The sequence below is a fragment of the Nocardia carnea genome (assembly GCF_029869215.1).
In the GTDB taxonomy this organism is placed as follows: domain Bacteria; phylum Actinomycetota; class Actinomycetes; order Mycobacteriales; family Mycobacteriaceae; genus Nocardia; species Nocardia carnea_B.
Window position 1 is genome coordinate 1 of sequence record NZ_JARWPM010000343.1, and the last position, 16,173, is coordinate 16,173.

The window sequence follows — 16,173 nt, forward strand, 5'->3', positions numbered from 1 at the left end:
GGGGCCGTGTGCGCACACACGGCCCCACAGTGTCCGCACCGGGTGACGCCGGTTATTCGCGGATCATCTTTCCCCGGTCGAATTCGTGCCCGCCCCACACCCCGGACTGGCCGGTGCGCTCGGCGAAGGCACAGCAGTCCGGCCGGATCGGGCACCGGCCGCACACCGCACGCGCGTACTCGAAGTCCTGCGATGGATACGGAAACCACGCCTCGTGGTTCGGGTCGCCGCGGCAGGCGGCGCGGTGCCAGCCGTGGCTGTCGGACATGGGCAGCAGATCTGCCAGCACTTCGACGGTCATCTCGATCCCCTCCTCTCGCGGATCGGCTCAGGATGTCGCGGCCAGGTGCTGCCACACCCGCCGCTGTTCACGGGCCAGCGGTTGCGGCGCCCGGGGTTCCCAGAGCAACCGCATACCCGCCTCTTCGGGAGTCCGGTCGGCCTTCCCGGTGTTGCAGGGCACACAGCAGGCGATCAGGTTCTCCCAGGTATTGGGTCCGCCCCGGCTGCGCGGCCGGATGTGGTCGACGGTCGGCGCCCAGTCACCGCAGTACCCGCACCGGTTGCCGTCCCGCCGCAGCACCCCGGCATGGGTGGCCCGGCTGCCCGGGGATCGGACCGCGAGGTGGGCCAGGTACCGGTAGCGGACCAACCGGATCGTTTCCGGCAGCAGGATCTCGGTGTGCTGGGAACGGATCGGGAAATGCGGCCGGCGCACCACCACCGATTCGGCGATCCCGCCGATCAGCAGCACCACGGCCCGGTCGGCGGTGACCTGGTCCAGCGCCTCGTAGCTGGCATTGAGCACCAGCACCCGACTGTGTATCCAATTGTCCGGGGTGAGGGTCACCGGCTCGGTGACAGCGGGAAACGGCATGGGAATCACCAGGTTTCGACAGCCGGGGGACACCCGGACATGAACAGGGAGAACGTGGACGGTTCAGCGACGCCGCGGGAGGAACTGGTCGATCACGAGATCGCCGGCGGTTTTCGCCTGCCGCGGCTGTCCGGCATTCACCGGCCGGACCGGCATCTCGGCGCACTGCCGCGATGCCACGGTCTGCCCGGCACTGTCTGCCGATGCGATGGGATACATGACCACTCCTCCCTTCTGAAAATCGTCGGCCGCCCCCGCGGCGGCCCTGTGGAATACATGGTGGCACAGCGCAGTACCGGTTGTCGGCCCATTTTTTTCCGGGTCTCGACGGATTCCGGCCGCCCGAGGGAACCCACCCGGAACCGCGCGATCGGTACTGCTACCGGCCTGCGGACCTGCATTGCCACGCCGCCCCCGGGTTCCTATCCGTAGACAATCACGGGTGGGGCCCGCCCCTGGTCTGGAGCGACGGAGCGGGGGAGCGAAGCGGAGGAGTGAAGACCAGGGGTTAATAGGACCCCACCCTCGAGCCGCGGAGCGGCTCCAAAAATCACAGCCCGCCCCTTTCGCGGACGGCTCACCTCGAGACCAAATCCAATCGGCTCCAGGCTCCAGGCTCCAGGCTCCAGGCGGCTGGCTCGGCTCGGGGCGGCTGGCTCTCGGCTCTCGCCCCGGCCGCGGCCCGGCTGCTGGCTGCAACACTTCGCAGTAAAGTCCACAGTTCGACACAGGGTCGGCCCCGCACATCCGGATACCCCGACAGGACACACCGAATAAGGACCAGGGCCAGATCCCCGCTCGCGGAGGCGGCACCGTGCACAGAACTCACCCAACGGCCGAAGCGGCACTACCGATCGGTAACATAAACGTCGACTTTCCACCCGGTATTCGCGGAAGTGAGGCACGTAGATGACAGAGCGGAAAAAGGTCGGCGGGCTCGAGGTTGCCACCGTTCTCCACGACTTCGTAGAGAACGAAGCGCTCCCCGGCACCGGCGTCGATTCCGCCGCGTTCTGGGCCGGCGCCGAGCGGATCATCAATGAATTCGCGCCGCGTAACCGGGCCCTGCTGGCCGAACGCGACGAAATCCAGGGCAAACTCGACGCCTGGCACAGCGAACACCCCGGCACGGGCTACGACCGTGCGGCGTACAAGCAGTTCCTGACCGAGATCGGCTACCTGCGGCCGGAGCCCGCCGATTTCACCATCGGCACCACCGGCGTCGACGACGAGATCAGCAGCACCGCCGGTCCGCAGCTGGTCGTGCCGGTCAGCAACGCCCGCTTCGCCATCAACGCCGCGAACGCGCGCTGGGGTTCGCTCTACGACGCGCTCTACGGCACCGATGCCATCCCGGAGACCGGCGGCGCGGAGAAGGGCACCGGCTACAACAAGGTGCGCGGTGACAAGGTCATCGAATGGGCGCGCAACTTCCTCGACGACACCGTCACCCTGATCACCGGTTCGCATATCGGGTCCACCTCGTACGCGATCGTCGACGGTGAGCTCGAGGTCGGGCTCGAGGACGGCACCACGATCGGCCTGGCCGACGCCGGTCAGCTCGTCGGCTATCTCGGCGATCCGGCCTCGCCCAGCGCCATCCTGCTGAAGCACAACGGCCTGCACATCGAGATCCAGATCGACCCCGCATCGCCCATCGGCAGCACCGATACCGCCGGGGTCAAGGATGTCGTCATCGAATCCGCGGTCACCACGATCATGGACTTCGAGGATTCGGTGGCCGCGGTCGACGCCGACGACAAAACCCTCTGCTACCGCAACTGGCTGGGCCTGATGAAGGGTGATCTCGCGGAGGAGGTCACCAAGAACGGCAAAACCTTCACCCGCACCATGAACCCGGACCGCGTCTACACCGCGCTCGACGGTTCCGAGCTGGTGCTGCACGGCCGGTCGCTGCTGTTCGTCCGCAACGTCGGCCATCTGATGACCAGCGACGCCATCCTCGACGCCGAGGGCAACGAGGTGCCCGAGGGCATCCTGGACGGCATCATCACCTCGCTGATCGCCAAGCATTCGCTGCGCGACGATGTGGCGCTCACCAACAGCCGCACCGGCTCGGTGTACATCGTGAAGCCGAAGATGCACGGCCCGGACGAGGTCGCGTTCACCAACGACCTGTTCGCCGCCGTCGAGGATGTGCTGGACCTGCCGCGCAACACCCTCAAGGTCGGCATCATGGACGAGGAACGCCGCACCACGGTGAACCTGAAGGCGTGCATCAACGCCGCCGCCGACCGCGTGGTGTTCATCAACACCGGCTTCCTGGACCGCACCGGCGACGAGATCCACACCTCGATGCTGGCGGGCCCGATGATCCGTAAGGCCGAGATGAAGACCCAGCGCTGGATCCTGGCCTACGAGGACTGGAACGTCGATACCGGTATCGCCGCGGGCCTGCCCGGTAAGGCGCAGATCGGTAAGGGTATGTGGGCCATGCCGGACCTGATGGCCGGGATGCTCGAACAGAAGATCGGCCATCCGAAGGCCGGTGCGACCACCGCGTGGGTGCCGTCGCCGACCGCTGCCACCCTGCACGCCACCCACTACCACCTGGTGGACGTGTTCAAGCGGCAGGCCGAGATCGCCAAGGGCGGGGCGCGCGCGAGCGTCGACGAGATCCTGGAGATCCCGCTGGCGGCCGATACGAGCTGGAGCGAGGAGGAGAAGCAGCAGGAGCTGGACAACAACTCGCAGTCGATCCTCGGCTATGTGGTGCGCTGGATCGATCAGGGTGTGGGCTGCTCCAAGGTCCCCGACATCTCCGATATCGGGCTCATGGAAGACCGGGCCACGCTGCGTATCTCCAGCCAGCTGATGGCCAACTGGCTGCGGCACGGTGTGGTCACCACCGATCAGGTGATCGCCAGCCTGGAGCGGATGGCCCCGGTGGTGGACCGGCAGAACTCCGGTGACCCGAACTATCGGCCGATGGCACCGGATTTCGCCGGCAGCATCGCCTTCCAGGCCGCCAAGGACCTGATTCTGGAGGGCACCACGCAGCCCAACGGCTACACCGAGCCGATCCTGCACCGCCGCCGCCGTGAAGCCAAGGCCCAGTGCAAGTGAGTGATGTCCGGTGATCGAAAAGTAGCTTCCGACAGCTCCTTTCGAATGGAGGCCCCGCATCTGGAACACCAGGTGCGGGGCCTCCGCGATCGCTGGAGATCAGTTTGGATACCGGCTTGCCACGCTCGAGTCGGTCACACGCCGCCAGGCAGTCGGTGTCGGAAGGCGATGTCCTACCAGCGCCGTAGCTGCTGCCATCCTTGATCGGCCCATGGAGCGCACTCGAACAGGTGCACCCGGCTGTGTCCTGGCGTCTTGTTCGCCGGATCACCGAGCACTCGGCCGAACTCGGCAGCCCTACCTGGTACCCGCGATGCAGGCGTTACTGAAGGGGTTGAGTCGGTGCCTGCCCGACGTCCACGTCTCCCGGGTGCCCGAAACCAGGGCCTGTCCCCGCCGCGCGGGTAACCGATGGCGACATGCCGGCCGGACGCGCTGATCGAGGACGAATCCGCTGACGACGGCGCCCGGTATCGTCAGACGGCCGGGCCGGTCCGGGCTGTTCGTCCGCTGGTGACGGCGCCGGGCCGGGGAGGTCCACCTGTGGCATCCGTGGGTCGGCGCACCATTGTCACGCGTTGCCAGATGTGTTGTAGAGGCGGAATCCGTTGGGTAGGTAGGCGTTCACCGGTGCGGTGCCGTGGTAGCCGTCGGCTGCGGTGTTGTTGACGGGGAAGCGGCCCTGCCAGATGTTGCAGCGGTGCTCGCCGCCTAGGGTGAGGTCGTCGCCCGAGGGTTACGGCGCTGTTCCAGTCCGCCCCGGGCGGCGTATTCCCATTCCGCCTCGGTCGGCAAGCGCAGCCCGGCCCACGTGCAACAGGCCGATGCGTCGTGCCAGGAGACGTGGACTACCGGGTGGTCCCCGCGTCCGGCCAGATCACTGCCCGGGCCTACGGGGCTGTCCCAGGTGGTGCCGTTGACCGCGCACCACCAGGGCGTGTGCTCCGGGCGTGGTGAGATACGTCGGAGTGCGGCCGGGAAGCCTGCGAACACGTAGGACCAGCCGTACTGCTCGGCGTCGGTGTGGTAGTCGGTATCGGCGACGAGGGCGTACAGCTGAACCGGCAGGATCTCACGTGCCCGGCCGCCGCTCAGCGCGCAACTGCGGCGGTCGCGGTTTGCCACCGCTCGGTCCGCTGCCGGGACTTCGGCTGTCGCCCTCGGGCGCGGTGGGTCATCGACCGGTCGGTGTAGCACTCCCAGGTGCGACAACACGGACGACCTCGAACAGCTCGATCACGGGCAACTCGACGACGAGCGATGATTCCGCCCGGCGTGTGCTGAGTTCTCGACCGGCTACCAGTGCGGTTGCCCGCGACTCGCGGTTCGCTCCGTGGAGGAACAGGCGGCCGCCGCTGAGCGGAATATGCGGACCGAACGATCGCCGGCCTGCTCCCGTGTGGTTGAGTATGTGCGCGACCAGGCCGGTGTCGTCGCGGCCGAGAATCAGTTCTGCTTGTTCCGGTAGGTCTGCGCTCACGGTGTGGCCGGCAAGCGGCTCGAGCACGCGCACCAGGTGATCTCGCACCTCGGTCTTGCCGAACTCGCGATAGGTGCGCCCGACGGTCCAGGGGATCATCGAGTGGACACCGGCACCGAAACGTGCCGCGGCGACGGCCGGTTCGCCGCTGGTCCGGTGGCCGTAGGCGAGTTCCGGCGGCCCCCAGGGCGCCTGGGCGAGTATCTGTCCGGTCGTGGTGGCCGCCGGCTTCCAGACATAGCGGGCGTTCGCTCCGAATATCGGGACTATGGAACCCTCGTAATGGAACGCTGTCGCCTTCGGTTGCTCGTCCAATGTCGCGTACGTGGACCACAGATCCGGGCCGGACAGTGCTGTTCCGATCCGGCGCAGTGCCGGGCTGGAGGTCAGTTCCACCGTCCCTTCCGCAGTGACACCGCTGGTCCCGGTGGTGAGCAGGTTGCCGCCGCGTCGGACGAAATCGTCGAGCACCGTGGCGGTATCCGGCCCAATTGATCCGACACCGGGGAGGACGATCAGCCGGTAGCGGTCGATGGCCGGTGTCGTCACATCGTCGATCGGCAGGACGTCGAACGGCAGGTGCCGCTCCTGCAAGGCGAGATAGACACCGCGGAACTCCTCGATCGAGTCCAGATAAGCGCCGGAGGCGCCGCGAGCCCCTGGTCGTACCAGGGCAATCGACGCTGCCGGGTGCAGAGCCGCATAGAGTTCGTGCTGTGCGCGATGGAATCGTGTGACATCCTGGGCCAGCGAGACGCTGGTCATCGGGAGCCGGCCGGGTGCGCCGAGGATGTAGGTGGAGGGATTTCCCCCGCGTCCGATTGCCTGGATCAGATGCTGGGCGACGTGCTCCGGCTGCTCCGCCCCCATCCGGTACGTCGAGTCGATATGGGCCACCGTGTTGAGCACGAGCGGGGTGTCCGGGCGGGCCGAGATATGCGCGCTGACAGCCTCCGCGGTCGCGTGTGGCCAGAAATCCTTGCCCGGCATCTGCAGGAAGGCATTGTTGCCTTCGTGGTACACGATCGGGGCGCCCTTGCGCAGGATCATCGCGAGGTCCCGGTCGCGGGTCGCCGTGTGGTGGTTGTACTTCCTCGCCAGCCCCGCCAGCGTTGTCTCCGTGTACCGGCGCCACTGTAGAAGGCTGGGCGAGCGATGGTCGTCGGGGAGCGGTTCGCCGCCGCTCATCTCCGCGAATCCTTGCAGGCAGGAAGCGCAGTGACATACGCCGTGGATTACCTGGCCGTAGTCCCGCTCATTGAAGTTGAACCAGTTGAAGAAGAAACCGTCGACCGGGTAGCGGTCGAGTATCTCGTCGAGGATTTCGAGCGTCCGCTGCTGGTAGTACTCCCCGGACGGGCACGTGCTGTACAGCCCTTGGTAGATCTGCGGTTGCCCACTGTGCGAGACGAACAGCCAGTCGGGATGGCGGGCGGCGGTTTCGGCGGAGACCTTGGACAGGTCGAGCCGGGCGAGCACCCGTATCCCGCGCTTGTTCGCTGCTGTCACCGCGTCGCCCAGGAGATCGCCGGAGGGACGCTGGTCGAGGAATGGGTTGCGCGTGTGGTATTCCAGGTCGGTCGGGTAGAACGCGGTGATCCCGCCGGCATTGAGCAGCCAGGTGTCGGCCCCGTGCCGCTCGATGACATCGAGTGCAGCCGCTACGTCCATCGTGGCGTCGATGTCCTGGAGGTTGGTCTGAAAGACCGTGAACGGCTGCTGCCATCGACTATGCGTGCCGTGGGCGGTGCTGACTGACATGCGGGTGTGCTCCTTCGCAAAACCTGCTGTGCGCGGCTTTGATCGCGGCCGTTCGCATGGTCGGCGAACTGCCGTGGCGGACCGCTGAGGCGTCGCCGTCACGTTACAGTCAAGCAGCGGCCATGCCATTTGGCAACCGGATGCCAATCCCGGTGGTGGAGGCTGACGAGTAATTTGCCGGTTCTTCGGTGCAGGTTCCCGTCTCGGCCAATCTGGGGTGGCAACCGGTTGACGTTCTGGTGGGGCGCGTGCGAGGGTGGTCCGGTCCGGGCAACATTGCCTCTCGGGCGATGTCGTCCTGTTCCGCGGTAAGTGTTTCGCCTGAGTCGTCACAAGGGTGGGTGCCGGTCCAATGCACAGTCGTCCTGCTGGTGGCGCCGTTCTCGATCGCGCCCTGCGCTCGGGTCCCGGAGCCGGAACCGTTGCACTGTTGAATTCCCTCGGTACGACACTGGAGTTGTGGGACGACGTGGTCGCGAGGCTGCGGGAGTCGTTCGATATCGTCCGCTGCGATCAGCGTGGGCACGGACGGGCCCCGTTGGGGGACGGCGTCGCCGGGATCGATGTTCTCGTCGACGACTTCTTGGCCGTCCTGGATCGTTTCGAAATCGAGCGTGTGCATCTCGCCGGGGTATCGATCGGCGGAATGGTCGCGATCCGTGCCGCCGCCCGTGCACCCGAACGCGTCTCCTCACTGACTGTTCTGTGCAGTGCGGCCGTCTACGAGCCGCAAGCGTGGATCGAGCGGGCGCGATCCGTCCGGCAGGGCGGCCTCGAACCACTCGTGCCGTTCGTGATGGACCGATGGTTCACTGCGGAGTTCCGCCGCCGGCATCCCGAGATCGTCGCGGCGTATGCCGATATGTTGCGGTCGATCAGTCCGGAAGCGTACGCGGTAGGGTGCGATGTCCTCGCCGCCGCGGATGTGCGTGGCGATCTACCGAGGGTGACGGCGCCGACAGTGGTTGTCGGCGGTGCCCGGGATATCGCGACACCTCCGGACGAACAGCGATTCATCGCCCGATCCATCCCCGGGGCCGGACTCGAAATCCTTCCCGGCGTGGGACATCTGGCCCCCGCCGCAGCGCCTGCCGAGGTCGCGCGAATCGTGGCGGCGAATGCCTCGGGTCGTCGTGCGGAGTCAGGATGACGGTGTCGTGGTGGAGCCGCGCTGGACGAATACAGTTTCCAGTGGTTTGTCACCGCCCTCCGGTTCCTCGTCGTCGATCTCGGCGATGAGCCGTCGAACGGCCTCTTCGCCCATGGCGCCCAGCGGTGTCCGGATGGTGGTGATGGGCGGAGTGGTGAAATCGGAGCCGAATATGTCATCGAATCCGACGATGCTCAACCGCTCCGGAACGGCGATATCCGCGTTCTTGCTCGCCTGGAGCAAGCCGATGGCCATCAGATCGTTGTAGGTCACCACGGCGGTCACACCTGACGCGACGACGCGGCGGAGGCTCTTCCTGCCGCCTTCGGTTGTCGGTTCGCCCGGCCCTATCTCGACGACGGTCATCGATCGCCGGGGAGCCTCGTCCAGCAGTGTTTCCCACCGCAGAGTGCTCATCCAGGAGTTGGCAGGACCGGACAAGAACGCCAGCGATCGGTGCCCGAGGTCGGCGAGATAGTCCAGGGCCGCCCGGATGCCCGGGAGCACATCGGGAACGATGCCGGTGACGCCGGGCACCACGCGGTTCACCAGCAGGAGCGGACGTTGATCGTCGAGTCGCTGGATCTGATCGTCGCCGAGGCGCGAAGCGACCAGCACGAGTCCGTCGACCGAGGGGAGCAGCCGATCCGCTGTCTCCCACTCCAGCGCGGCGGTCTCCTGCGATTCGGCGACCACCAGGGTGTAGCGCTGCCGGGCGGTGATCCGCTCGGCCCCTCGGACAAGGTCGAAAAAGACAGGATTGGTGATATCGGACAAGAGCAGGCCGAGCATGCGGGTGCGCCCGGTGGGCAGGGCACGGGCCAGGGGATTGATCCGATAGCCGAGAGCTTGGGCTGTATCCCGGATATGCTGCGCTGTCTTGGCATTGATGCGGCCGGGCTTGTGCAGTGCGCGGGAGACCGTGGACGGGCTCACCTCGGCCGCCCGGGCGATATCGTAGATCGTCACATCGGTACCGCGGTTGCCGCCGGGGGTTCCACCGCCTGCCCGCCTGCTCGCCACATCGTCTCCTCATCGGTTCGGTCTTCCGGCCTCTGCCAGGATCTGGCGCGTTGCCGATCTCTCCGATTATGGCAACCGGTTGACCGGCCAGCGCGCCCGCCACGGGCCGGGAGTTGTCCGTGCGGCGAACAGGGCAACTGGGCGCAACAGATTGCGGTACTGCGCTGCCGGTTGGTTCGGTGGGAACCGGCGCACTCGGCGACCGCCGAATCGCGGGCCGGGCGGTGAGCCCGGTCGGCGATCAGCACGGTGAATTGGGAGAACATTGCGATGACGAAGATCGGTTTCCTCGGCCTGGGGATCATGGGCGGCCCGATGGCGGCGAACCTGGTGAAGGCCGGTTTCGAGGTCACCGGCTACAACCGGAGCCGGGCCAAGGTGGACCGCCTCGTCGCGGTGGGCGGTAAGGCCGCCGGCTCGATCGCCGAGGCAGTCCGCGGCGCCGAGGTGATCATCACGATGCTGCCGGACTCCCCGGATGTCCGGGACGTGGTGCTGGGCACCGAGGGTGTGCTCGCCCATGCGTCTCCCGGTGCACTGCTGATCGACTGCAGCACCATCAGGCCCGATGTGTCGCGCGAGATCGCCGCCCGGATCCGGGCGGTGGACGCACCGGTTTCCGGCGGGGAACAAGGTGCCGTCGACGGGACCTTGTCGATCATGGTCGGCGGCACGGACGCGGATTTCGCCACTGCGAAACCGGTCCTGGACGCCGTCGGCGGCACGGTCGTGCACGTCGGCGCCGCCGGCGCGGGGCAGACCGTCAAGGCCGCGAATCAGCTGATCGTCGCGGGCACCATCGAACTGGTCGCCGAGGCTCTGGTCTTTCTGCGAGCCCACGAGGTGGATACTGCGGCGGCGATCCGGGTACTGGCCGGCGGGCTGGCGGGCAACCGGATTCTCGACCACAAGGCGCAGGCCATGGCCGAGCGCCGGTTCGAGCCCGGCTTCCGGGTCGATCTGCACCACAAGGATCTCGGGATCCTCCAGTCCGCGGCCCGGGAAGCCGGAGCGGCAATTCCGCTCGGAGCCGTGGTGGCTCAGCTCATGGGTGCCCTTGTCGCCCAGGGCTACGGTGGCCGGGACCACGGCGCGCTGATCGATCTGGTCACCCTGTTGTCCGGGCACGAGCTGCCGCGGGCCGGCCGCTGAACCGGGTGCGCCACGCCGACCGCGAGGTGTGGGCGTGGCGCACCCGGCGGGTGACGACTATCCCGGGGGTCGTTCCGGCGATCCCTCTCGCGGGCGGCCGGATCGACCACGGATGTGAACCGATTCCTATCCGGTAGGGCCTGTTTCGGCCAGCCGCCGGCGCTCTTCGCGGCGGCGTCGCTGCTCGACCGGATCGGTGACGGGCGCGGCCAGGAGCAGGCGCTGGGTGTACGGATGTTCGGGGGTGCCGGTGACGGTGGTGGCCGGGCCGGTTTCCACGATATCGCCGCGGTAGAGCACGGTGACCCGATGGCTGATATGCCGGATGACGGCGAGATCGTGGGAGATGAACAAGTAGGCCACCCCGGTGCGCCGCTGGATATCGACGAAGAGGTCGAGCACCCGCGCCTGGGTCGACAGGTCGAGTGCGGAAACGGGTTCGTCGCAGACGATGAGCTTCGGCTCGGGAGCCAGCGCCCGGGCGATGGCGATACGTTGCCGCTGGCCGCCGCTGAACTCCCGGGGCAGGCGCTCGGCGGAGTCCGCCGGCAGGCCGACCTGGTCCAGCAGTTCGGCGACGCGGGCACGGGCGGCGGCCGGTCCGGTGCCGTGCACGACCAGCGGCTCGCTGAGAATATCGCCGATCGTCAGGGAGGGGTTGAGGGAGCCGTACGGGTCCTGGAAGACCACCTGCAGGTCGCGGGCCAGCGCTCGCCGGGCGGTGCCGCCGAGAGAGGTGATGTCCGCACCGTCGAATCGGATACTTCCGCCGCTCGGCCGTACCAAACCCAATACGGCACGCCCGATGGTGGTTTTTCCGGACCCGGATTCGCCGACCAGGCCCAAGGTCTCACCGGCAGCGACGGTCAGCGACACCGCGTGCAGCACTTCGACGGGCCGGGCACGGAATCCGCGACCCGGAAAGCCGACGCGTAGATCGTTCACTTCGAGTAGGGAAGTCATCACGCTCACTCACTCCGCAGCCATGGCGGTCGGGGTGGTTGTCTCGGCAGCTCCACCGGTGGGTGGATCGTTGCGTACCACGCTGCCGTCGAGGATGGAATCGAGCAGCATCCGGGTGTACTCGTGCTGTGGCTCGGTGAAGAGCGTGAGGGTGTCTCCGGATTCGACGATCTCGCCGCGGCGCATCACCGCGACGCGATCGCACAGGTCGGCCACCACGCCGAAATTGTGGGTCACCAGCAGCACTGCCATATCCAGTTGTTGCTGTAGGTCGCGGAGCAGATCCAGGATCTCGGCCTGCACGGTGACATCGAGCGCGGTGGTCGGTTCGTCGGCGATCAGTACCCGGGGCCGGGACGCGACCGCACCGGCGATGAGAACGCGTTGCGCCATACCACCGGAGATCTGGTGCGGGTAGCAGGAGAATGTCCGCTCGGGATCCGGGATGCCCACTTGGCCCAGCAGGGCGATAACCCGTTTGCGGGCCGCTCGGCGCGACATCGGCGTAGCAGCACGCACTCCCTCGGCGAGTTGCGAGCCGATCGTGACCGAGGGGTCGAGATTGGTCATCGGCTCCTGCGGCACATAGGCGATATCGCGTCCGCGTACGGCGCGAAGTTGTTTTTCGCTGCGGCCGAGCAGTTCGTACCCGTCGATCATGACGGATCCACTGGTGACCACCGCCTCGGGCGGGAGAACACCGAGGACAGCGAAGGCGGTCTGGGTCTTACCGGAACCGGATTCGCCCACCAGCCCCAAGGTTTCGCCGGCGTCGAGGCTGAACGAGACGCCGCTGACCACTTCTCTGAGCTCACCGGACGGCGACGGATAAGCGATGGTGAGATCCCGTACCGTCAACAGCGCGGACGTGGTGGGCATATCGTCGCTGTCGAGGGCGGGTGGACGTCGCGCGCCCGCTATCTTGACGGGTTTGTGGCGGGGACCCTCCAAGGTGTCGCGCAGGGCATTGCCGAACAACACCAGCGACGCGGTCATGATGCCGAGGGCCAGGCTCGGCCAGACGAACTGGAGTGGCTCGACGTACAGGTTGACGAAGCCGTCGGCGATCATGGCGCCGAAGCTCGGCACCGAGCTGGAACCGACACCGAGGAATGCCAGTCCCGCCTGTACACCGATGGCGGATCCGGCGAGGAAGGCGGTGGCGATGATGATCGGCCCCCGGACCACGAACAGTACGTGCCGGGCCAGGATTCGCCGGTCCGGCAGCCCGGATACGCGCGCGGCATCCACGAACAGTTCGTTCTTCACACCGAGCACCTGATTGCGCGTGATGCGGTACACCGCGGGCGACAGCAGCACGCCGAAGATCGCCATGGTGGCCCGGAAGTCGCCCTGGGTGACCGGCATGAGCACGATCAGCAGCAGCAGGCCGGGAAAGGTCATGATCAGGTTGAACACCCATTCGGTGACCACGCGGGTGCGGGTACCGAAATAGCCACCGACGAGGCCGGAGCTGACCCCGATGACCAGCGCGATACTCGTGCCGATGAGCGCCGATACCACGCTGGTGTTGATCGAGTGCAGCAATCGCGCGAACATATCGCGCCCGTTCTGGTCGCCGCCGAGTGGGAATCCGGGTGTCCCGATATCCGCGTTGACGGCGTCCAGGGAAGCGAAGTTCGGGTCGTGCCCGGCCAACACGGGGGCCGCCAGGCCGAGTGCCACGAGGACGAGGAGGATCCCGGCGGTGGCGACGGCCTGCGGATCGCGGAGCAGTCGCCGGACCGTGCCGGTGCGAGTTATCGGTTCGTCGGTGGTGGTCACGCCGGTGGGGGGAAGTGCCGCGTTCAATGGATCCTCGCCTTCGGGTTCAGCCAGCCGTTCACCAGGTCCACGGTCAGGTTGATGCCCACGACCAGTATCACGGCGAACAGCGTGATGCCCATGATGACCGGCACGTCGCCCTGGACGGCCGAGATGAAGGCGTACGAACCGAAACCAGGCATCGCGAACACGTTTTCGATGATGAGCGCCCCGCCGAGCATGGTGATGAACTCCAGCGAGAGCACTGTCAGCGCCGGCCCGGCGGCATTACGCAAGGCATGCCGCAGCACCACCGACCGGGTGGAGATACCCCGGGTGCGCAGGGTGCGGACGTAGTCCTTGCGCAGTTCGTCGATCATCGCGCCGCGCACTTGCGCGCTGAGATTGGCGATTCCGTTGATGACCAGCACGATCACCGGAATGGTGATGGTGGCGGCCCAGCGGGCGGGGTCCTCGCTGAAGTGGGTGAAGCCGGTGGCGGGCAGCAGCTTCAGTTCGATGGCGAGGACGTAGACCAGGATGATCGCCAGCAGCAGATTCGGCAGCAGCATTCCGGTCAGGGAGACGCCCTGTGCCATGCGGTCGATTGCGCCGCTGCGGGTGGCCGCCAGGACACCCAGGGCGGTGCTGACGACAGCGGTGATGGCGAGGGCGACCACGACCACGGACAGAGTCACCCCGAGGCGGGTGGAAACCGCCGGCCCGACCGGTTCGCTGGTGAAGTAGGAAACACCGAAATCACCACGGACAGCGTGACTCAGCCAATCCACGTACTGCACCAGGACCGGGCGGTCCAGCCCCATTGCGGTCTTGCGTGCCGCGATGGTCTCCGGGGTCGCGGCGGGGCCCACGACGCTGTGCACGATACTGTCGAACGAGCTACTCAGCAGCACATAGGTGATCAGGGTGACCAGCACGGCCAGTACCAAGCCGGTTGCCAGCCGCCGGAGCGCGTAGAGGACCATGCTCGATCACGTCCTTATATCGAACTGTCGTACGGAGTTCAGCCCCAGCGGGCCGAGCCATACGTACTCGACGCCGGTTCTGGTCACCCAATTGACGGTGACGTGCAGTAAGGGCGCATCCCACGCGTAGCGCACGGTGAACGCGTTGATCTCCTTGGCCAGTTCGTCGGCGCGCTCCGGATCGAGCGCCCGGTTGAACTGATCGATCAGTGCGGTGAGCTCCGGCTCGACGGTGTGGAAGGGATTACGGGCGTGCTCCGGTGCGAACCCCTGCAGTTCACGAGGAAACGGCGCGGCACCGTCGATGGCGAGCACCAGGGGGAATCGTTTCGACGCCACGGCGGCGGGTGCCTGCTGTTGCGGTATCGGCTCCCAGTTCACGGTGATACCGATGGCCGCCAGTGATTGGGTGACAGTAGGGGCGAAGGGTTTGGCATGAGCCGTTTCCGGCATCGTCACCGCAAACCCGTCCGGGTAGCCCGCCTCGGCCAGGAGCCTCTTGGCTCCGGCGATATCGAAGGAGTACTCGTCCGCCAGCGCGGGATCGTAGGCAGGGCCCTTCGGGCTGAAGGTCTGCACCGTGGGTGTGCCGGATCCGTGGATGAGCTGTTCGACGATTTTCGTGCGATCGAGGGCCATGTTGATCGCCGCGCGGACGCGTTGATCGGCAAGGGCGGGAACCAGTTCGCCTTTTCGATCGGCAATGATCAGGCTGACCAGCGAGGCACCTTCGACCGGAGTGACCTGGAAGCCGCTCGCTTCGAGCCGGGGCAGGTGCGTGACCTCGACGGAGCCCGCATTGAGTTCGCCTGCCTGCAGGGCGTTCAAAACGGCCGTACGGTCGGGGATCACGCGAACCTTCACTGTGGCGAAGGGATACGCGTCGGCGTTCCAGTAGTCGTCGCGGCGGTTCAGCACATAGGTCGTCCCGTGCACAGTCTGCGCGGTATCGAGGGTGTACGGCCCGGAGCCGACCGGGTTCAAGGCTGTGCCGGGCTGGTCGATGGTCGCCGGATCGCCGATTACTCCCGGCCCCATGGCAAGTGCGGGCAGCAGACCCGCGTCGGGCCGGGCGAGTTCGAGGACGACGGTGCGATCGTCCGGTGTGCGGACGGCCTCGACCACCTCCAGCCAGTTCTGCATCGGCCCGGGCGTCGCCTTGGTGCGCTCCATGGTCGTCTTCACCGCGGCCGCGTTCACCGGGGCGCCGGAACTGAAGGTCATGCCGGCGCGCAGGGTCAGGGTCACCGTACGAGCGTCATCGCTGATCTGCCAGCTCTCGGCGGCGTTGGGCTGTAGTTTTCCCTCTTTGTCCAGGTACAGGAGGGTGTCGAAGATTCCCGACCACACGTACGCCTGCTGGCCCTCCACCAGCTGTGCGGGATCGAGGGAGTTCGGTGCGCCCTGGACCGCGAAGGCGAGTGTCGCGTCGCCCGAGGTCGCCGAGGGGCCCGAGGTTTGGTCGACACCGCAGCCGGCCACCGCGGCCCACAGGAGCCCGGCGACCAGTACGGCAAGCAGGCGCGGGCGGCGGCGCGAGCGAAGTGATTGACAAGACATATACGAACTTCCTTGTTCTGTGATGTGTGTCAATTACGCGGTCCACAGCGATAACCCACAAGCGGTTGCCGTGGGTTGTCACCGCGCTCGACCGCTTCGGAGTCGGGCAGTTCTGCGCATGGTCTCTGCTGACCTGCCTGCAGGTTATCCCAAATCGGAATCAGCATTCGCAGTTCTGGAGAGTGGCATTCTCGAACCCGGGCAGAAGCGACCTACGGGCTACCGCTGTAGCGGGCCGATCCTTGCCGGCCCGGGGGGCCCCCCGGGGGGGGGGGGGGGGGGGGCCCGCCCCCCCGCGGGGGGGCCGCCCCCCCCGCGGGGCGGGGGGGGGGGGGGGGGGGGGGGAGAACACACCCGGGGGGGGGGGCCG

13 protein-coding genes are annotated in these 16,173 nt (G+C 67.0%); 3 read left to right on the top strand and 10 right to left on the bottom strand.

The genetic code is table 11. The annotated features are described in order from the left end of the window. Positions 1-52: 52 nt before the first annotated feature. The 3 genes from QH276_RS23790 to QH276_RS23800 form a co-directional block, all read right to left on the bottom strand. Positions 53-301, bottom strand: coding sequence for a WhiB family transcriptional regulator (locus QH276_RS23790; protein ID WP_280399629.1), 249 nt, complete (start codon positions 299-301; stop codon positions 53-55). 27 nt (positions 302-328) lie between these two features. Next, entirely contained in the window at positions 329-877 is a 549-nt protein-coding gene (locus QH276_RS23795; RefSeq protein WP_280399630.1) for an HNH endonuclease, read from the bottom strand. 63 nt (positions 878-940) lie between these two features. Further along, positions 941-1,096, bottom strand: a complete 156-nt coding sequence (locus QH276_RS23800; RefSeq protein ID WP_280399631.1) for a hypothetical protein — start codon at positions 1,094-1,096, stop codon at positions 941-943. Between the two features lie 690 nt (positions 1,097-1,786). On the opposite strand from QH276_RS23800, the gene QH276_RS23805 reads away from it, so the two are divergent. After that, entirely contained in the window at positions 1,787-3,964 is a 2,178-nt protein-coding gene (locus tag QH276_RS23805; RefSeq protein WP_280399632.1) for a malate synthase G, read from the top strand. Between the two features lie 711 nt (positions 3,965-4,675). On the opposite strand, the gene QH276_RS23810 is transcribed toward QH276_RS23805, so the two are convergent. Next, entirely contained in the window at positions 4,676-5,089 is a 414-nt protein-coding gene (locus QH276_RS23810) for an SUMF1/EgtB/PvdO family nonheme iron enzyme (RefSeq protein ID WP_280399633.1), read from the bottom strand. Positions 5,090-5,138: 49 nt separating this feature from the next. Continuing rightward, on the bottom strand, positions 5,139-7,205 hold the full coding sequence (locus QH276_RS23815) for an alpha-amylase family protein (RefSeq protein ID WP_280399634.1): 2,067 nt from the start codon (positions 7,203-7,205) through the stop codon (positions 5,139-5,141). A 352-nt stretch (positions 7,206-7,557) separates the two neighbouring features. On the opposite strand from QH276_RS23815, the gene QH276_RS23820 reads away from it, so the two are divergent. Then, a complete protein-coding gene (locus QH276_RS23820) occupies positions 7,558-8,355 on the top strand; it encodes an alpha/beta fold hydrolase (RefSeq protein ID WP_280399635.1) in 798 nt (265 codons plus the stop codon). On the opposite strand, the gene QH276_RS23825 is transcribed toward QH276_RS23820, so the two are convergent. After that, positions 8,347-9,378, bottom strand: coding sequence for a LacI family DNA-binding transcriptional regulator (locus QH276_RS23825; RefSeq protein ID WP_280399636.1), 1,032 nt, complete (start codon positions 9,376-9,378; stop codon positions 8,347-8,349). The genes QH276_RS23820 and QH276_RS23825 overlap by 9 nt on opposite strands. A gap of 270 nt (positions 9,379-9,648) precedes the next feature. On the opposite strand from QH276_RS23825, the gene QH276_RS23830 reads away from it, so the two are divergent. After that, entirely contained in the window at positions 9,649-10,530 is an 882-nt protein-coding gene (locus tag QH276_RS23830; protein WP_280399637.1) for an NAD(P)-dependent oxidoreductase, read from the top strand. A gap of 126 nt (positions 10,531-10,656) precedes the next feature. Here QH276_RS23830 and QH276_RS23835 read toward each other — a convergent pair whose 3' ends face one another. Genes QH276_RS23835 through QH276_RS23850 form a run of 4 tightly spaced genes read right to left on the bottom strand, consistent with a single transcriptional unit; the run spans position 10,657 to position 15,803 of the window. Beyond that, positions 10,657-11,493 (bottom strand): ATP-binding cassette domain-containing protein, encoded by an 837-nt coding sequence (locus QH276_RS23835; protein ID WP_280399641.1) that lies wholly within the window; start codon positions 11,491-11,493, stop codon positions 10,657-10,659. A 9-nt stretch (positions 11,494-11,502) separates the two neighbouring features. Then, a complete protein-coding gene (locus QH276_RS23840) occupies positions 11,503-13,278 on the bottom strand; it encodes a dipeptide/oligopeptide/nickel ABC transporter permease/ATP-binding protein (RefSeq protein WP_280406908.1) in 1,776 nt (591 codons plus the stop codon). 23 nt (positions 13,279-13,301) lie between these two features. Further along, the gene (locus QH276_RS23845) at positions 13,302-14,243 is read right to left on the bottom strand and encodes an ABC transporter permease (RefSeq protein WP_280399639.1); all 942 of its coding nucleotides are present in this window, start codon (positions 14,241-14,243) and stop codon (positions 13,302-13,304) included. A gap of 6 nt (positions 14,244-14,249) precedes the next feature. After that, complete coding sequence (locus QH276_RS23850; protein WP_280399640.1) at positions 14,250-15,803, bottom strand: ABC transporter substrate-binding protein; 1,554 nt, start codon at positions 15,801-15,803, stop codon at positions 14,250-14,252. Between the last annotated feature and the right edge of the window lie 370 nt (positions 15,804-16,173).

What these genes read in the sequence shown, in the direction of transcription:
- QH276_RS23835 (WP_280399641.1), bottom strand. Translation starts at nt 11,493, where the DNA reads ATGACTTCCCTACTCGAAGTGAACGATCTACGCGTCGGCTTTCCGGGT.
- QH276_RS23795 (WP_280399630.1), bottom strand. Translation starts at nt 877, where the DNA reads ATGCCGTTTCCCGCTGTCACCGAGCCGGTGACCCTCACCCCGGACAAT.
- QH276_RS23800 (WP_280399631.1), bottom strand. Translation starts at nt 1,096, where the DNA reads ATGTATCCCATCGCATCGGCAGACAGTGCCGGGCAGACCGTGGCATCG.
- QH276_RS23845 (WP_280399639.1), bottom strand. Translation starts at nt 14,243, where the DNA reads ATGGTCCTCTACGCGCTCCGGCGGCTGGCAACCGGCTTGGTACTGGCC.
- QH276_RS23830 (WP_280399637.1), top strand. Translation starts at nt 9,649, where the DNA reads ATGACGAAGATCGGTTTCCTCGGCCTGGGGATCATGGGCGGCCCGATG.
- QH276_RS23820 (WP_280399635.1), top strand. Translation starts at nt 7,558, where the DNA reads ATGCACAGTCGTCCTGCTGGTGGCGCCGTTCTCGATCGCGCCCTGCGC.
- QH276_RS23815 (WP_280399634.1), bottom strand. Translation starts at nt 7,205, where the DNA reads ATGTCAGTCAGCACCGCCCACGGCACGCATAGTCGATGGCAGCAGCCG.
- QH276_RS23790 (WP_280399629.1), bottom strand. Translation starts at nt 301, where the DNA reads ATGACCGTCGAAGTGCTGGCAGATCTGCTGCCCATGTCCGACAGCCAC.
- QH276_RS23805 (WP_280399632.1), top strand. Translation starts at nt 1,787, where the DNA reads ATGACAGAGCGGAAAAAGGTCGGCGGGCTCGAGGTTGCCACCGTTCTC.
- QH276_RS23850 (WP_280399640.1), bottom strand. Translation starts at nt 15,803, where the DNA reads ATGTCTTGTCAATCACTTCGCTCGCGCCGCCGCCCGCGCCTGCTTGCC.